This window comes from Halomonas sp. NO4 (assembly GCF_010994375.1).
Classification (GTDB): domain Bacteria; phylum Pseudomonadota; class Gammaproteobacteria; order Pseudomonadales; family Halomonadaceae; genus Halomonas.
This window is the reverse complement of the sequence record NZ_WHMA01000035.1, coordinates 12,455-28,606: the sequence shown is the minus strand read 5'-3', so window position 1 is coordinate 28,606 and position 16,152 is coordinate 12,455. Positions and strand designations below refer to the sequence as shown.

The 16,152-nt window shown below is 67.0% G+C and carries 16 protein-coding genes and 1 pseudogene; 5 read left to right on the top strand and 12 right to left on the bottom strand.

Annotated features, from left to right (window positions below; translation table 11 throughout):
• From FEF15_RS16480 to FEF15_RS16450, 7 genes and pseudogenes are all read right to left on the bottom strand, one after another.
• Positions 1 to 192, bottom strand: a pseudogene (locus tag FEF15_RS16480) (hypothetical protein); the annotation flags it as partial.
• An 824-nt stretch (positions 193 to 1,016) separates the two neighbouring features.
• Complete coding sequence (locus FEF15_RS16475; protein WP_163560256.1) at positions 1,017 to 2,252, bottom strand: IS1380 family transposase; 1,236 nt, start codon at positions 2,250 to 2,252, stop codon at positions 1,017 to 1,019.
• A 103-nt stretch (positions 2,253 to 2,355) separates the two neighbouring features.
• Positions 2,356 to 2,814 carry an ATPase gene (locus FEF15_RS16470; protein WP_163560254.1) on the bottom strand — a complete coding sequence of 153 codons (459 nt, stop codon included), beginning with the start codon at positions 2,812 to 2,814 and terminating at the stop codon, positions 2,356 to 2,358.
• A gap of 57 nt (positions 2,815 to 2,871) precedes the next feature.
• On the bottom strand, positions 2,872 to 4,650 hold the full coding sequence (locus FEF15_RS16465; RefSeq protein WP_163560253.1) for a DUF3141 domain-containing protein: 1,779 nt from the start codon (positions 4,648 to 4,650) through the stop codon (positions 2,872 to 2,874).
• 65 nt (positions 4,651 to 4,715) lie between these two features.
• Complete coding sequence (locus FEF15_RS16460) at positions 4,716 to 5,375, bottom strand: isoprenylcysteine carboxylmethyltransferase family protein (protein WP_163560252.1); 660 nt, start codon at positions 5,373 to 5,375, stop codon at positions 4,716 to 4,718.
• Complete coding sequence (locus tag FEF15_RS16455) at positions 5,368 to 5,547, bottom strand: DUF2933 domain-containing protein (RefSeq protein ID WP_205598559.1); 180 nt, start codon at positions 5,545 to 5,547, stop codon at positions 5,368 to 5,370. The genes FEF15_RS16460 and FEF15_RS16455 overlap by 8 nt, the downstream gene beginning before the upstream one ends.
• 508 nt (positions 5,548 to 6,055) lie before the next feature.
• Positions 6,056 to 6,391, bottom strand: a complete 336-nt coding sequence (locus FEF15_RS16450) for a hypothetical protein (protein WP_163560251.1) — start codon at positions 6,389 to 6,391, stop codon at positions 6,056 to 6,058.
• A 375-nt stretch (positions 6,392 to 6,766) separates the two neighbouring features.
• On the opposite strand from FEF15_RS16450, the gene FEF15_RS16445 reads away from it, so the two are divergent.
• Entirely contained in the window at positions 6,767 to 7,774 is a 1,008-nt protein-coding gene (locus FEF15_RS16445; RefSeq protein WP_240454203.1) for a L,D-transpeptidase family protein, read from the top strand.
• A gap of 16 nt (positions 7,775 to 7,790) precedes the next feature.
• On the opposite strand, the gene FEF15_RS16440 is transcribed toward FEF15_RS16445, so the two are convergent.
• Genes FEF15_RS16440 through FEF15_RS16425 form a run of 4 tightly spaced genes read right to left on the bottom strand, consistent with a single transcriptional unit; the run spans position 7,791 to position 11,352 of the window.
• Entirely contained in the window at positions 7,791 to 8,432 is a 642-nt protein-coding gene (locus tag FEF15_RS16440; RefSeq protein WP_163560249.1) for a response regulator, read from the bottom strand.
• Between the two features lie 33 nt (positions 8,433 to 8,465).
• Positions 8,466 to 10,034: a PAS domain S-box protein gene (locus FEF15_RS16435; protein WP_163560248.1), complete on the bottom strand. Its 1,569-nt coding sequence runs from the start codon at positions 10,032 to 10,034 to the stop codon at positions 8,466 to 8,468.
• Positions 10,034 to 10,696, bottom strand: coding sequence for a 2OG-Fe(II) oxygenase (locus FEF15_RS16430; protein WP_163560247.1), 663 nt, complete (start codon positions 10,694 to 10,696; stop codon positions 10,034 to 10,036). Before FEF15_RS16430 ends, FEF15_RS16435 begins: the two co-directional genes overlap by 1 nt.
• 8 nt (positions 10,697 to 10,704) lie before the next feature.
• The gene (locus tag FEF15_RS16425) at positions 10,705 to 11,352 is read right to left on the bottom strand and encodes a CoA pyrophosphatase (protein ID WP_163560246.1); all 648 of its coding nucleotides are present in this window, start codon (positions 11,350 to 11,352) and stop codon (positions 10,705 to 10,707) included.
• 104 nt (positions 11,353 to 11,456) lie between these two features.
• On the opposite strand from FEF15_RS16425, the gene FEF15_RS16420 reads away from it, so the two are divergent.
• Positions 11,457 to 12,014, top strand: a complete 558-nt coding sequence (locus FEF15_RS16420; RefSeq protein ID WP_163560245.1) for an NUDIX hydrolase — start codon at positions 11,457 to 11,459, stop codon at positions 12,012 to 12,014.
• A 9-nt stretch (positions 12,015 to 12,023) separates the two neighbouring features.
• Here the strand turns inward: FEF15_RS16420 and FEF15_RS16415 are convergent, their stop codons facing one another.
• Positions 12,024 to 12,779, bottom strand: coding sequence for an SDR family NAD(P)-dependent oxidoreductase (locus tag FEF15_RS16415; RefSeq protein ID WP_163560244.1), 756 nt, complete (start codon positions 12,777 to 12,779; stop codon positions 12,024 to 12,026).
• Between the two features lie 365 nt (positions 12,780 to 13,144).
• Here FEF15_RS16415 and dctP point away from each other — a divergent pair, with 365 nt between their 5' ends.
• The 3 genes from dctP (at position 13,145) to FEF15_RS16400 (ending at position 16,051) form a co-directional block, all read left to right on the top strand.
• On the top strand, positions 13,145 to 14,161 hold the full coding sequence (gene dctP, locus FEF15_RS16410) for a TRAP transporter substrate-binding protein DctP (protein WP_163560243.1): 1,017 nt from the start codon (positions 13,145 to 13,147) through the stop codon (positions 14,159 to 14,161).
• A 67-nt stretch (positions 14,162 to 14,228) separates the two neighbouring features.
• Positions 14,229 to 14,756 carry a TRAP transporter small permease gene (locus tag FEF15_RS16405; RefSeq protein WP_163560242.1) on the top strand — a complete coding sequence of 176 codons (528 nt, stop codon included), beginning with the start codon at positions 14,229 to 14,231 and terminating at the stop codon, positions 14,754 to 14,756.
• A complete protein-coding gene (locus FEF15_RS16400) occupies positions 14,756 to 16,051 on the top strand; it encodes a TRAP transporter large permease (RefSeq protein WP_163560241.1) in 1,296 nt (431 codons plus the stop codon). The genes FEF15_RS16405 and FEF15_RS16400 overlap by 1 nt, the downstream gene beginning before the upstream one ends.
• Positions 16,052 to 16,152: the final 101 nt, after the last annotated feature.

Here is a 16,152-nt window from a genome sequence, read left to right as displayed (position 1 = left end):
TTGGCCCATCATGCCGGGACCCATGCCGCCCTGGCCCATCATGCCGGGGCCCATGCCGCCTTGGCCCATCATGCCCGGGCCATAGCCGCTTTGGCTGCCCATCATGCCGCCCTGGGCCATGGCGAGGCCGGTGCCACCAGCCCCCATGGCCAGGGAGAGTCCAAGTGCGAGAGCGTGTTTGCGCAGAATCATGGTCATTCTCCTTGCGTGCTACCGAGAGAGCCCGTGGGCCCATGCCGGTGTTGAGGTCGTGCTAGCTGCGTTAGCGGTGTTAGCCGCAAACGTTCTGGTCGCTGACGGTTGCTCTGGCCGGATGAGAGCCGGCGAGATACTCAGGAGCGGAAGCGCTCCGTCAGCAGATAGAGGGGAGCTCGCTGGGAGACGGGAGCTGCGGAGGGTTGCCCGATGGTAGCAACCGAGATCGGCACTGCAGGGGGTGAATGGCTCTCGGCAGGCGGTAACTCGGCGTCGATTTCCTGGCGCTCGGTTCGAGGCTGGATAAGGTCGTGCGTGGCTGTGCCATGTCCGTGGTGGCAGTGGGGCCCCTGGTCGCTTGGGGCGAGGGAGACAGCGGCCATCTCGGTGATCATTGTGGCGACGCCAGAAGAGGCCTCATGGGCCATGGCGGGCGAGCCCAGCAGCAAAGTGACCAAACACAGCAGCATGCCAAGCCAGCTCCCTTTCCCGTGGGAAGAGCGGCGGGTGCTGTGTCGGCGGGGCGTGGGCCTTGCTGTCATGCTAGGGCCTCCTATCCAGAGGGACGCCACCTCAGCGTAGTGCAAACCGCAGCGACGCCTCTTGATCTGTATCACTACGCACTTGCCTAGACAAGCTGTGTGCGGGGCATAGCCCGGATATTTCACCAGCGCCGCGAAGTTGGCCTGCTGAATGAGCAGGCCTGCTCGTCACGCTAGATTTAGCGCGAATCGGTCACTTTTTGAGCGATTATCCCGCGTCGAGACGCACTGCCCCCTACCCCCATTGTTTATCTCGTGCCGGGGACAGCACCATTTCGCTCATCCCGGCACCAGCTTGCGTGCGAGCTTCTGGAAGAGGTCCTGGTCGGGGTAGTGACTGCTCAGCATCAGGCGGACGCGCCGGGTATTGCGGATCACCACGCCACCGATCTTCAGCAGCTTCAGGCGCAGGGTGGTGACCTGAGCCGTGGCATACGCGGTGCGCTTCAGGTACACCCGGCGCAGCCGCTCCAGCAGCAGGTAAGCCAGGCCGGCCAGCAGCAGCCGGTACTGGTTGGGCCACCAGTCATGGCAGCTGGTGCGGTCGGCGAACAACCACTGCTGCTCCTTGATGCGGTTTTCCATGTCGCCGCGCGGGCAGTAGCGGTGGTCATAGAGCCACTGCGGACTGCCGTGCAGGTTGGTCACCACGTAGCGGGTGTTGAAACCGCGGTGACTGGTCTCGGCCTTGACCACCACCTTGCGTCGCGGGCGCCTCCAGCTGTGGGCGGCATAGTTAATGCGTCCGAAGTAACGCTGCTTGGTGCGCTCGGCCTCCCAGCGGATGGCCGACTCATAGCGAATATCCAGTGACAGCGTCTCCAGGCGGCTGTTGGTGGCCAGGCCGACGATGTACTCGACGCCATGGCGTTCACACCAGGCGAGGATCAGCGGCCGGCAGAAGCCACTGTCGCCGCGGAAGACGAGCTTCACCTCGGGCCAGGCCTGGCGCAGCCGCCGGACCAGCAGCGCCAGGATGGCACCGGCATGGTGGGTGGCATCGCGATAGGCCGGGCGCAGGTAGCTGACCAGCAACTGCTGGCCACAGAAGACGTAGAGTGGCAGGAAGCAGTACCCGTCGTAGAAGCCGGAGAAATGCCGGCCGAGCTGCTCGCCATGCACCGGGTTGTCGGTAGCGTCGAAGTCGAGGATCAAGCGCTTCTTCGGCGGTCGCCGGAAGGAGCGGATGAACTGCTCGACGATCTCCTCCTGAATGGCCACCGCCCACTGACGACTGGCCTGCTGCTCGAAGCGACACAGCGTCGACTGGCTGGCCAGCACGCCGTCGGTATCGACCGCGGTCTGCAGGGCGATGTCGCGGCGCAAGGCGTGGTGGTCGTTGAGGTCCTCGTAGCCCAGCGCCAGGCCAAAGACGCGCTGCCGGAGCATGGTTTCGGCGCGATGTTGGCAACGGCGAGCGGCACGGGTGTCATCGAGGCGGCGCGCGATGGTGCGGGTCAGGCCCATCTCGCGATCGAGTTGGCGCAGCAGCAGGACGCCGCCATCGGAGGTGATCTCGCCACCATGAAGAAGAGACTGGCCATGGAGTGCAGGCGCCGGCCGACGGACGTCGCCGGTTGGCTCGCAACCTTATACGGCACCTAATCCAGCATCCGGGCTACAGGTCGCGGGCTCGGTTGGTCTGCTGGGACAGGCGCATCGCCTCGTGCTCTTCCAATCGCAAGAGCTCGCGAACCAGTTCGCGAGCCTCAGGAATCTCGGCCCGTCCTTCAAGGTAGCGGTACAATTCGATGACCTCGTCATGCAGCGCAAAGATTGCCTGGCAGATGGCATCGAAGCTCATCTCGGCGTAGGGTGCGCGACACGCCTGGTGGGGGGTGATGGGGGTATGGGACAGGTAATCGTAGACCCAGGTGTGCAGGGCCTTCGGGTCGGCCTGCCGCTCGAAGTTGGCGATGGTCTGTTCCAGGGTCGCCTCGTGATCCGCGAGGTACTCCAGCAGCCACTTGGCCCGTGTTTCTTCCTGCCGGGTGGCACAGTGCTTCAGGCACTCTGCCAGATGGGCATGCAGCTGCCGGGTCCACTCGATCAGGTCTTGAAAGGTCTCGATCTTCATCCAGCATTCTCCCTTGAATGGGTGTTCTAACAATATTTGCTGTGTACCGGCTCGCCCTCAGCGTCGCCTTTCGTCCTCACTCGGCAGCCCCCAGCCGTAGAGGCTGAGAAACCCCATCTCGAACAGGCTGTCGCGTGCCGTGCCGGCGATGGTCAGCGTCGTGGCAATCGACTCGCTCACGCGGGCCTCCCACTGCCGACAGGGATTGTCATCGTCGAGCAGCTCCCGGGCGGGTTCTGTCACGTCCGCCAGCCATTTCACGCCGGTCATCCAGGGCGCGAAGCGTTCCGAGAACATCAGCCGGCTGGTGCGTGCCGGATGCAGCTGACGCAGCGTCTCCGCCATCCAGGGATTGACGGCCAGGCGAACCCAAGGACCGATGAAGGTCTCGTAGAAGGCCACGTTGTGCTCGGAAAGTGCGCGCACCCGGTCGAACGCCGGGGCCTGGTCGGGGTAGTCCAGGTCCTCCACGCGGCGCTCCTCGAAGCGCACCTGGAACTGGGGCTTGTGGCAGTCGGGGTCGCCGGTGGGGTTGTCGATGCGCATCTCGTAGAGGCCGGGCGCCAGGTCGTTCAGCTCGCCGACACTCTCGAGGATCGCCCGGTGCTCGAGGCGCGCGATCTTGGAGGAGACGAAGATGCCCAGATGGCCCACATGGGTATTGAGCAGGTAGATGATCCGTTGGCCGGCGGCCTTGAGCGCCGCCGTGCTCGGGTAGACCGTGGGGATCCAGTTGAGCGCCTGATGGGGCGGCGTGATGTTGTCACCGCTGGAGGCGAAGATCATCAGTGGATTGCGGATACGCCGGAGATCGACGGTGCAGCCCGGACAGACCCGCAGCTCGCCGCGTTCGAGCTGATTGCCGACGAAGAGGTTCTCCACGATGGCGGTGATCTCTTCCTTGCTCAGTGCGTAGAAGCCCGTCCACCAGCGCTCGAAGTCGAGGAAGCGTTCGCGCTGGCCGTCGATGTCGGCGAACAGCTGATAGTCCTTTTGCCACAGGGTATTGGCCGGCTTGAGCGATTCGAAGTTAGTGGCCAGATGGGCACCATCGAAGCGGCCATCGCCCAGATCCGCCAACAGGTGCGTCAGCCAGGCGCCGCCCAGCAGGCCGCCGGCGAGACGCATGGGATTGACCCCGGACTCTCCGGACCAGTAGGAGAGCGGCGAGCCGTTGAGTACCGCAGGTCCCACCAGGCCCTCGCAGTCGGCGGAGAGCAGGGCGATGGCCCAGCCCGCCTGGCAGTTGCCGTAGAGCACCGGAGGCTGGCCGGGGTGGCGCGCAGCCACCGTCTCGACGAACCGGCGCAGGACGTGCAGCACGTCCTCCAGGGTCTGGCCGGGCAAGGGGTCCGGGAAGAACATCACGAAGTAGACCGGGTGCCCCTCATGCAGCGCCATGCCGACCTCAGAGTCGCGCTTGAAGCCGCCGATGCCCGGGCCATGGCCGGCACGCGGGTCAACGATCATCACCGGCGGATTTCTGGCGTCGAGGCAGTCCTCCAGGCAGTCATCGCCGACCCGTGTGATGCGGAGCAGGGCGTAGTTGGCCGGCCGCGCCAGCCGACGACCATCGAGGATCGTCTCGTAGTCGAAGTCGAGCAGCGGCGGCTTGCCGGCCCGCTCGTGCTCGAGCATGTTGTTCGCGCGCTCACGCAGCGTGTCCAGGTAGCGCACGCTGCGGTGCCACAGGTCGAGCTGATAGGCGGCCAGCTCGAAAGGCCATGCTGCCGTGAGTTGAGAGGCGAGGTGCCCCGCCTCCAGTGTCTCATTTGGAGCCGTTCTGCCTGCTGGCTGCTTAATGGCGTGGTGGGTGCGATGGGCCTCTGTTGGCATGTTTCATTCTCTCCTTGGCAAATAATGGCCGGGCCTACGCTGGCCCATGCAGCACGACAGAGACGTCACATGGATCGGCCGTGGGAACCCGCGGCCCGCAGGCGCGGAATGAAGCGTGGCGTTCGGGCTGCATACGCGTGCCATTCGCCACCGAACTGACGCGCTACCTCGTTTTCCTCATGGATCGCCAGGCGCGAATACATCCACACCAATACCGGGAACATCACCAGGGTCAGCAGGGTGGGCCACTGCAGCAGGAAACCGGCCATCACCAGCACGAAGCCGGCGTACTGTGGATGCCGGACACGGGCGTAGAGCCCGGTGGTTGCCAGCTCTCCCCGCCGCTGGGCGGCATAGAGCGCCCGCCAGCCGGCGGCGATGATCCAGAAGCCAGCAGCGATGAATACCATGCTCAACAGATGGAACGGCCCGAAGTGCGGGTTGGCCTGCCAGCCGAACAGCATCTCCATCAAGTGGCCCGCATCGTGACTGAACCAGTCCACCTCCGGGTAGCGTGATTGTAACCAGCCGGCAAGGAAGTAGAGGGTCAGCGGGAAGCCGTACATTTCCGTGAACAGCGCCACCAGGAAGGCACTGAAGGCTCCGAGTGAGCGCCAGTCACGGCGCGTCTGTGGTTTGAAGAAGCTGAAGGCGAAGAAGATGAAGATTGCCGAGTTGAGCAGCACCAGGCCCCACAGACCATAGGCGGGCACATCGTCACTCATCGCGTCCTCCCTTGTGGTCATCATGCCCACCATGGCCTCCATGTCCGCTGTGCATGAACACATGCATCAGCGGACAGGCGAGCAGGATCAACCAGGGCAGGGCACCGAGCAGATGCACCTTGTGCTCCTCCCAGAGCAGGAAGCCCATAATCCCCAAGGCGAGCACCACCATGAGCCAGAAGGTGCCTTTGCTCGGCCGACGGTCCAGCCATCCCTTGTCGTCATGCATGATCAAATCCTCATCCAGCGCAGGCGCAGCGAATTCATCACCACCGACCGCCGGTGCACCCGACACGTTATGCAATATTCGGAAGCACAGGTTCTGCTTGATGTTGCGCATGGTGATCCGCGCCAACTTGCGGGTCCGCACTATGCCGTCGAGGCTGCCCTTGACCAGCGTGACGCTAGCACTTCCGATCGCCACGCCGGCACCGGTACTCATGGAGAGGTAGACACCGGTCTCGCCATGGTGAGGTCGGCACTGCCAGCCCCCATGGCCAGGGAGAGTCCGAGTGCGAGAGCGTGTTTGCGCAGAATCATGGTCATGCTCCTTGCTTGCTGCTGGCGGGCACGGAGGCCCGTCACGTGGTCGACGTCGTGCGTAGTGAGATGGCGGCCTTGGCCGCAAGGGTCCACAGCGCTGGCGGTTCGCCCTGTCAGGGAGCGAGCCGAGGAGGGATTCAGGAGCGGAAGCGCTCGGTCAACAAATAGAGGGGAACCGGGGAGGAAACGGGGGCCGCGGAGGGTTGCCCGGAGGTGATGAGCCGTGCCGGCGGTACGCAGAGTGCCCGGACTTCGGGAAGCGGTGGCTCGGCGTCGCCATCCAGGCGCTCCGCACGCGGCAGGAGGCGATCGTTGGCGGCAAGGCCATGCCCGTGGTGGCAGTGGGGCCCCTGTTCGTTCGGGTGAAGGGAGGCAGCTGCGGAGGTCTCAGGGGAGGCTGCAGGTTTGGCGGGGGTGGCGTCATGGGCCATGGCGGGCGAGCCCAGCAGCAAGTTGACCAGACACAGCAGCATGCCAAGCCAGCTCCCCTTCCCGTAGGAAGAGCGGCGGGTGCTGTGTCGGCGGGGCGTGGGCCTCGATGCCATGCTAGGGCCTCCTATCCAGAAGGACGCCACCTCAGCGTAGTGCAAACCGCTGCGACGCTTCTTGATCTGTATCACTACATGCTGGCCTAGACAAGCTGTGTGCGGGACCTAGGTTCCTGGTGTCTTTGCCTTTTTTGAACGTCCTCGTCCTCTGGACTGTCTGGTCGGCTGAGCATACCTTGCGGGAGCGGGAATGGCATGGAACACTGTTCGCTTACCTTTACCAGTGGACGTTCTGCCAACATGCGCGCCTTCTTCCCGTTTCGACTCTGGTGTCTGTGCCTCTTCGCAACCCTTGGCCTGATGGTGGGCTCCGTACAGGCGGAGGAGCCGGCGGACGACTGGCCGAAGGGCCACTTCCCTTTGCCCGAGGCGGGCGACCTGATCGGCGAGGACTACACCGTCGAGGCACGTGCCGATGTGACGCTGCTCGATATCGCCCGCGAGCACAACGTGGGCTACGAGGAGATTCGTCGTGCCAATCCCGAGGTCAGCGTCTGGATGCCGGGCGAGGGCACCGAGGTGGTGATCCCGGCGCAGCGGCTGCTGCCCCCGGTGCCACGCGAGGGGATCGTGATCAACGTCGCCGAGCTGCGTCTCTACTACTATCCCGAGGTGGGCGAGGGCGAGACGCCGCGGGTCGAGACCTACCCCATCGGCATCGGCCGTGAGGGGTTCGATACCCCGCTCGGCAAGACCAAGACCACCATGCGCATCGAGAACCCCGCCTGGTATCCCCCCGAGTCGGTGCGCGAGGAGGCGCAAGCGCGCGGCGAGGAGGCGCCCCGTGTGGTGCCGCCGGGGCCTGACAATCCGCTCGGCGATCACGCCATCCTGCTCGGCTTCGACGGCTACTTGATTCATGGCACCAACCGACCGGACGGCATCGGCATGCGCGCCAGCCGGGGCTGTATCCGCATGTTCCCCGAGGACATCGCTTCGGTGTTCGATCGCATCCCCGTGGGCACCCAGGTGCATATCATCGACCAGCCGATCAAGGCGGGCTGGCACGAGGGTCAACCCTACGTGCAGGCCTACGAGCCGTTGGAGGCGCAGGAGAACGGCATGTCGCAGCTGCTCGAGGCGCTGACCCTGCTCGGCCAGTCCGCCGACGCCGAGGGCCAGGCCATGGCGCTCGACTACCAGCAGCTGCGCGGTGTCATCGACGCGCCCGGTGGCCAGGTCGTCGCCATCCAGCCGGCGCCGGAACCCGAACCGGAGGCGGAGCTGGCTGAGGTGGAGAGCGAGGCCGGCGGCATCTACGAGCACCTGGGGCTCAAGCAGGGTTTTATCGACGCCCTGGAGGTATGATTCTTTCCCGCCCGGCTCAGTCGCCGCCGGGCAGCGCTTCCACCAGCCCCAACGCCACGCACAGGCGCACCAGCTCGGCGAGGTTGGCCGCGCCCAGCGCCTTCATGGCACGCAGCCGGTAGACCTCCACGGTCTTGGTGCTGACCCCGAGGTGGGCTGCGATCTCGCGGCTGGTCATGCCTTCCGCCACGTGCACCAGGATCTGCCGCTCCTTGGGGCGCAGGGCGATGTAGCGGTCGTGCAGCACTTCCAGGCGGGACTGCGCCTCGCGGCTCTGCTGGTGCTCGGCCAGGGCCTGCTGCACGGTGTCGATCAGCTGCTGGTGGTTGAAGGGTTTCTCGATGAAGTCGAAGGCGCCGGCCTTGAGTGCCGCCACCGCCATGGGCACGTCGCCGTGGCCGGTCATGAAGATCACCGGGGCGCCGTCGCCGCGCTCGTTGAGGCGCTGCTGGACTTGCAGCCCCGAGAGGCCGGGCATGCGCACGTCGAGCAACACCACCGCATGGCTATCGGCCGGGGCGGCGAGAAAGGCGTCGCCGTCGGCGTAGGCGCGTGTGGCCAGGCCCACGGAATCGAGCAGCCAGGCAAGGGACTCGCGCAGGCCGTCATCGTCGTCGACCACGGCGATACAGGGCTGGGGATCAGTGGCGTGGGGCACGCGGGGCTCCGGGTCGGCCAGTCATCGAGAACGTCAGGCGGTGCCGGGCCGGGGAAGGGGGCCGGGCTCGGCTTGCAGTGTAGCCGCAAAGGTGGCTCCCCCGGAACTGTCGACGAGGCGCAGGCTGCCGCCCATGGCCTCCATCAGCGAGTGACTGATGGCGAGCCCCATGCCCAGGCCCTCGTCACGGGTGGTGTGAAAGGGCGTGAAGAGATGAGCGGCCTGCGCGGCGGCGATGCCCGGGCCCTGGTCGCTGACCGTGACGGTCACCTCCCGCGGGCCCGAGCGGTAGGCACGGATCGACACGCTTGTGGCACCCGGGTGGTCGCGACTCGCTTCCAGGGCGTTCAGCAGCAGGTTGATCAGCACCTGCTCGAGGGCCACCGGGTCGGCGAGCACGCGGGGCAGCCGTTCGGGAAGCGCGTGCTCCAGCGCCACGCCGCCCTGCTGGTATTGCCACTCGCAGAGCCGGCAGGCGGCATCGACCACCGCGAGCAGGGCCGTCGGGCGCGGCCGGGTCTGGCCCTTGCGCACGAAGGTGCGGATGTGGCGCACGCGCTCGGCGAGGCGCTGCACCTGGTCGTTGATCCGGGTGAGCGGGATCTCCAGGTCTCGCGCCGGGCGGTCGGGGTCGGCGGCGAGCTGCAGCAGGGCACCGCTGGCGTAGTTGGCCATGGTGCCCAGCGGCTGGTTGAGCTCGTGGGCGATGTTGGAGGCGAGCTCGCCGGTAGTGGCCAGGCGGTTGGCGTGGGCGATCTGCTCCTGGTGACGGCGCGCCTGGGCCTCGGCGGCCTGGCGCAGGCTGATGTCGCGGTTGAGCAGGGAGAGGTGGTCCGCGGCGGCACCCCGCCCGCGATGCGCGAGCACCACGCTGAGCACCGGTACCTCGCCGCGGGCGCTGCGCATGGCCAGCTCGCCGCTCCAGGAGCCGTAGCGGGCCACGGCGGGCATCACGATCTCGCGCAGGATGGCCAGCGAGGCCGGTGTGTAGGCCTGTTCGAGCTGCACCTCGGCGCCTTCCCGCGGCAGGCCCAGCAGGCGCCGCGCTGCCTCGTTGGAGTAGAAGAGCCGCTCGGTGCCGTCGGCGAAGAGCACGTAGTCGGTGGTCGACTCCACCACCCGCGCCAGGCGCTCGCGGTTGGCCTCGGCCTGGATGCGGCGGCTGACGTCGCGGGAGACGCACAGGATGTCGAGGAGCTCACCGGTGGTCGGGTCGCGGCGGGTACGGCTGGTCGTCTCGAACCACACGTAGCGGCCGTCCTTGGCGCGGAAGCGGTAGGTCTGCTGGTAGAAGCCGTCGCGGTAGTAGACCCGCGGCGACTTGTTGAGCAGGTCGGCGAGGTCCGACGGATGGAAGAGGTCGTAGGCGGAGACGCCGATCAGCTCCTCGGGTTCGTAGCCGAGCAGGTCGCGGGCCGCCTGGGAGGCGTAGAGGAAGGTGCCGTCGCGGGCATGGCGCGAGATCAGGTCGGTGGTGCTCTCGGCCAGCCACCGGTAGTGGCGCTTTTCGCGCGCCAACGCGGCGTTCTCGTCCTCCAGGGCGGTGCAGCGCGCCTCCAGCTCGGCCAGGCGCGTCCGCTGCCTGTCGTCGCCGTTCATCATCAGCGTGCCGGGTCCACCCGGCCGTCCAGCGACGCGTTGCGCCGGAACCAGCCGGCGATGCTCGCTCGCGGCAGGCGGGTAAGCCGCACCTCGTGGGGCACCGTCTCGGCCAGGAAGCAGACGAAGGTGCCGGCCCTCGGCGCTACCCGGGCCACCTCGCGCTGCGGGTCGTCGGCGGCGAAGATCGCCATTTCGCCGCCGCCGTCGGCGGGCCAGTCGGGATTGAGGTAGCCCACCGTGGAGACCACCCGGTTGACCCGGCCGCGAAAGCTGTCGACATGCTTCTGGTAGAAAGCGCCGGGCGGGTAGTGGGCGAAGTGCGCCTCGTACTCGAAGAGCCCCAGGAACAGCGCCCGGTTGAGCTCGCGCTGCAGCTCGCCCATGGCCTCCAGGTAGCGGCGCTGGGCGAGGCTCTCGCGATCCAGCCAGTGGATGGCGTCGCCGCGGATGTCGCGGCGCAGGGTGTGCTCGGTGCCGCGGCCGATGCCGGCGACGGCCAGGGCGTCCTGCTCGGCCAGCGCCCGCAGCTCCGCATGGAGCTCATGGCACAGCGTGCTGTCCAGGGCGCCTTCGCCGACGTACCAGCCCTGGTCGACCAGGGCGTCGACCAGCTCGGGCAGGATCGCCGGCGACAGGGCCGGAGGGGCGTGGAGGGCTTGCATGGGCGGCCTCAGGAGGTGGACGAGAGGTCCTCGCGGACCATCACCTGGCGGTTGGGAAAGTAGCAGAGTCGCCCCTCGGCGGGTTCGTGGTAGAGGCTCACCGGGCGAGCGAAGCCCTCGGCGAGCAGTTCCACCAGCATCATCGCCGAGAGCCCCCAGATCACCTGGCCGGCGGCGTGGTAGCTGGGCACGTAGTGGGGGCGGCCATCGACCGGGATGACATCGGTATGGTGGCGACGGTCGTCGAGGAAGAGCGACAGCGGCACCTCGAAGATGGCGTCCAGCTCGGTGGGGTCGGGGGTGAGCGGCAGGCCCGGCGGGATCAGGCCGACGTAGGGAGTCACGCGAATGCCGTGCAGCGAGATCACGTCCGACAGCCGGCCGAGCAGCTCGACGCGCGCCGGCGGCAGGGCGATCTCCTCCTCGGCTTCGCGCAGTGCCGTGGCCAGCAGGTCGGCGTCGCCGTGCTCACGCTTGCCCCCGGGAAAGGCGACCTGGCCGCTGTGGGTCGCCAGGTGGGCGGCGCGCCGAGTGAAGAGCAGCGTCGGCTCACGGCGGTCGACGATGGGCATCAGCACCGCCGCCTGAGGCACGCCGCCAGAGGCGAGGCGCCGCGGGGCGTGTGCTTGCAGGCGTTCGCGAAGATTCTCTAACATGGACGTTCCATCGGGTTTGATTCCTTCTACCCGGGCCGCGTGACTGGCGTCAAGCCCGCAGCCGGGCGGTGCCCGCGCCGCTCGCCAGCCTGTCAGGGAGTCCCATGAACTTCTGCAGCCACTGTGGCCAACCGGTGCGTTTTGCGATTCCCCAGGGCGACGATCGGCCGCGCTACCTGTGCGACGCCTGCGGCACCATTCACTACCAGAACCCGCGCATCGTCGCCGGTACCTTGCCGGTAAGCGGCTCGCGGGTGCTGCTGTGCCGGCGCGCCATCGCCCCTCGTCGCGGCTTCTGGACCCTGCCCGCCGGCTTCATGGAGAACGCCGAGACCACCGTCGAGGCGGCGGCCCGCGAGACCCGGGAGGAGGCCTGTGCGGAGGTATGCATTCATGGCCTCTACACCCTGATCAACCTGCCGCACATCAACCAGGTCTACATGATGTTTCGCGCCGACCTGGCGGGGGACTTCGCCGCCGGCCCGGAGAGCCTCGAGGTGGCGCTGTTCGAAGAGCACGAGATCCCTTGGGGCGAACTCGCCTTTCCCACCATCGAGCGCACCCTGCGCCACTTCTTCGCCGACCGCGGCGAGGCCCGCTTCCCGCTGCACATCAGCGACATCACCCCCGAGGATCGCGAGCGCTACTTCGGCAGCGCCTGAGCGGCGCCGTCAGTCCCGGTCGATGGCAAACGGCGACCAGGCCTGGCGGACCGGCATCACCTCCAGGCGATTGATGTTGATGTGCGCGGGCAGGGTGGCCACGTGGACGATCTGTGCCGCGATGTCCTCGGGCTGAAGCGGCGTGGTGCCGGCGTAGAGCTTGTCGGAGGCGGCCTGGTCGCCCTTGGTGCGCACCAGGGTGAACTCGGTCTGTGACATCCCCGGAGCGATGTCGGTGACCCGCACGCCAGTACCTTGCAGGTCGCAGCGCAGGTTGTAGCTGAACTGCTCGACGAAGGCCTTGGTGGCGCCGTAGACATGGCTGCCCGGATAGGGCCAACTGCCGGCCACCGAGCCGATGTTGATGATGCTGGCGCCGGCGCCGCTCTCGATTAGCCGCGGCAGCAGGGCGTGGGTGACGTTGACCAGCCCTGTGATGTTGGTGTCGATCATGGTGTGCCAGTCCTTGAGGTCGACCTGCTGGGCCGGTGCCGGGGCCAGGGCCAGGCCGGCGTTGTTGACCAGGCAGGTCACCCCCCGGAACGCTGCCGGCAGCGCCTCCACGGCTTGGGCCACGGCCTCGGCGTCGCGCACGTCCAAGGTCAGGGCCAGCACCTCAACCTGGTCGCCCAGCTCCGCTTTCAGCGCCTCGAGGCGCTCGGTGCGCCGGCCGGTGAGAATCAGCGACCACCCCTCGGCGGCAAAGCGGCGGGCGGCGGCGCGACCGAAGCCGGACGTGGCACCAGTGATCATGGCGATGGGCATGACGGTATCCTCCTGATCGGAAAAGGGGTGTTGAACCCTGCATGATAGGCCGGGCTCCGCCACACCTCCAGCCACCGGCACGCCGTGTGAGCCGGCACGGCAGAGCCCCGACCCTGTCTTGATACGACCTCGAGGCAGACAAAGACGACATGGCGAAGCGGGTGCCGTCTTGCGGCTTTGCGTCATTCTGCCGCCGAAATAAGTGAAGGCGGGTGTGTATTCGCCAAAACTCAGCGAAAAAAGCTAGATGATTGGTTTTATGCAGTCGAAACCGCTTTTCTAGCGGTTCTCGCAGGTACGTTGACCGGTTTTTCGGCGGGCGGTAAACAGAGCTTGCCAATCACAACAGCCCGCGAGACACCGTCATGACCCTTCTGCACAAGGGAGCCTTGCTTCCCACCGCCACCGCCTTCTCCGCCGCCCTTTTCCTCGCTGGGGCCACCCTCGATGCCGAGGCCGCGACCCTGCGCCTGGCCACCGATTCGGGCACCCAGGGCTCACCGGCCGGCGATACCCTCGACGAATGGAGCCGACTGATCGAGGAGAAGTCGGGCGGCGAGCTCGAGGTCGAGGTCTACTACCAGAACGAGCTGGGCGGCCAGCAGGAGGTCTTCGACCTGCTGGTGGCTGGCGGCGTCGACATGATGCTCAGCTGGCCGATGACCTCCTACGACAAGCGGATCGGGGTCATCTACACCCCCTACATGACGCGCTCCTGGGAGGAGGCCATCGACGCCTACAGCCCGGGCGGCTGGGTCAACGAGCTGCTCGGTGGCATCTTCGCCGACATCGGCCTGAAGTTCTTCGGCCCCTGGCCCGAGGGCTTCAACGGCGTGGCCTCGCGTGGCCAGTACGCGCTGGACGTGGCGGGGGCCGACGGCTTGACCGTGCGCACCATGACGGTCTTCCCGGCACCCCAGACCATGCAGGCCCTGGGCTACCAGACCGCCGCCATCGACTGGGGCGAGGTCTACACCGCGCTGCAGACCGGCGTGGTGGACGGCGAGGCGGGCAACGTCATCTACTGGCCCTACGAGTACTTCCGCGACACCCTGGACTATTACGTCCACACCAAGCACTTCTTCATGACCGGCATCCTGACCATGAACATGGATTCCTACGAGCGCCTGAGCGAGGCGCACCAGCAGGTGGTCAGCGAAGCGGCGCGCGAGGTCATGGAGCAGCAGTTCGTTGCGGCCCGCGAGCGCGACGAGCACTACATCGCCAAGGCCCAGGAAGACGGTATGGAGTACTTCGCTCTGCCCCAGGAGACCCTCGACGACTTCGCCCGCCGCGCTCGCGAGCAGGTCTGGCCGCTCATGGAGGAGGAGCTGGGTGCCGAGATCATGGATACCATCCGCACCAACGCCGCCCCGCTGTGACGTTGTCCTCCTGAACCCGGTGCCGGTCCGATTCCCGGGCCGGCACCCCCGTTGTGAGGGCCTCCTCATGCAACGTTTCCTCAAGGCCCTGGACGAGAAGGTCGGCTGGCTGCTCAACGCCGTCGCCTTCGTGACGAGCCTGCTCGTCGTGGGGCTAATGCTCTTCCTGATCCTGGCGCGCTACGTCTTCGGCTGGTCGCTGGTCGGCACCCTGGAGCTGGTCATGCTCGCCGGCATGTGGCTCTACATGACCGGCGCGCTGATCGCCAGCCGGCGCCGCGAACACCTGGTGGTGGACTTCCTCGAGCTGCAGCTGCGCGACGCTCGGGTCAAGGCGCTGCACAAGACCCTGGTGGCGGTGATCGTGGCGATCATCAGCGCCTGCTTTGTCTACTGGGCCCTGCGCATGCTGGCCTGGGGCGTGCAGCGGCCCCAGCATACCCCGGAGCTGTCGATCCCGCTGTGGGTCTCCCAGGCGGCCATCATGTTCGCCAGCGTTGGCTGCTTCTGCTACGCGCTGCGCGATGTCAGGCAGGGAATCGCGGAGCTGCGCGGTGCCCGTTCCGGCTATGCGCTGGCCGGGGAGGAGTCGTGATGGAAGGCTTGTTCGCGATCCTGCTGCTGCTGCTCCTGATGGGGCTGGGCGTGCCCGTCGCCTGGTCCTTCGCCGGGGTGCTCGCCTACCTGGCGCTGGCCTACGACGCCAACCTCGACACCCTGATGATGCAGGGCTTCCGCTCGGTGGACTCGGTGATCCTGATCGCCCTGCCGCTGTTCGTGCTGACCGGCTACCTGATGCAGAGCGGCGGCATCGCCAGTCGCCTGGTCACCTTCATCGAGACCCTGGTGGGCCGGCGCCGCGGGGGCATGGGCGCCTCCATGGTGCTGGCCTCCGGGGTGTTCGGGGCCATCGCCGGCACCGCCACCGCGGCGGTGGCCTCCATCGGCACCATCATGATCGGCCCGCTGGAGCAGCGCGGCTATCCGCGTGGCTACGCCTCGGCGCTGCTCGGGATCTCCTCGCTGCTGGGTATCCTGATCCCGCCGTCGATCACCATGATCCTCTTCGCGGTGGTCACCCGGCAGTCGGTGGCGGCGCTGTTCGCCGCCACGGTGGGCCCCGCACTGCTGCTGATCCTGGGGCTGATCCTGGCCAACCGCTTCGCCGCGGGCCGGCTCTTCCAGGAGGTCGCCGGCGAGGGGCTGGTCAACGGCCAGGCGCCCTCCAAGGGGCGCGCCACCTGGCGGGCGCTGCCGGCGCTGAGCCTGCCGTTCATCATCCTGGGCGGCATCTACGGCGGGGTCTTCACCCCCACCGAGGCGGCGGCCGTGGCGGCCTTCGCGGCCATCGTCATCGGCTTTCTGGTCTATCGCGACCAGTCGCTCAGGCACTTCTCGCGCAGCGTCATCGCCGCCTCGGAGACCACCGGCTCGATCATCCTGATCCTGCTCTTCTCCTTCATGATCGGCCGCATCCTGGCCTTCGAGCGCGTGCCGCAGGATCTCACCGAGCTGATCACCACCCTGATCCAGAACCCCTTGCTGATCCTGATCGCGGTGAACGTCTTCCTGATCGTGGCCGGCGCGATTCTCGACGACGTCTCGGTGACGGTGGTGGTGGCCCCGCTGTTCCTGCCGCTGATGGTGGACACCGGCATCCATCCGGTGCACTTCGGCGCCATCGTCGCCTGCTCGGTGGTGATCGGCGCCAACAGTCCGCCGGTGGCGCCCATCCTCTACATGGCCTGCCGCATCGGCCGGGTGTCGATCCACAAGACCTTTGCGCCGGCGCTGCAGCTGATCGCCTTCGTGGGGATTCCGGTGATGCTGATCACCACCTTCGTGCCCGAACTGTCGCTCTTCCTGCCGCGTCTACTCGGCTTCATCTAGCGCAAATAGGCATACCACCCGCGATGGCGGGCCCCGGGGACAAGGCGAAGCGAGGGGCCTTTGCCAGGGATGGCAGAGGTGGCGTCCACGGAGGGATTCAC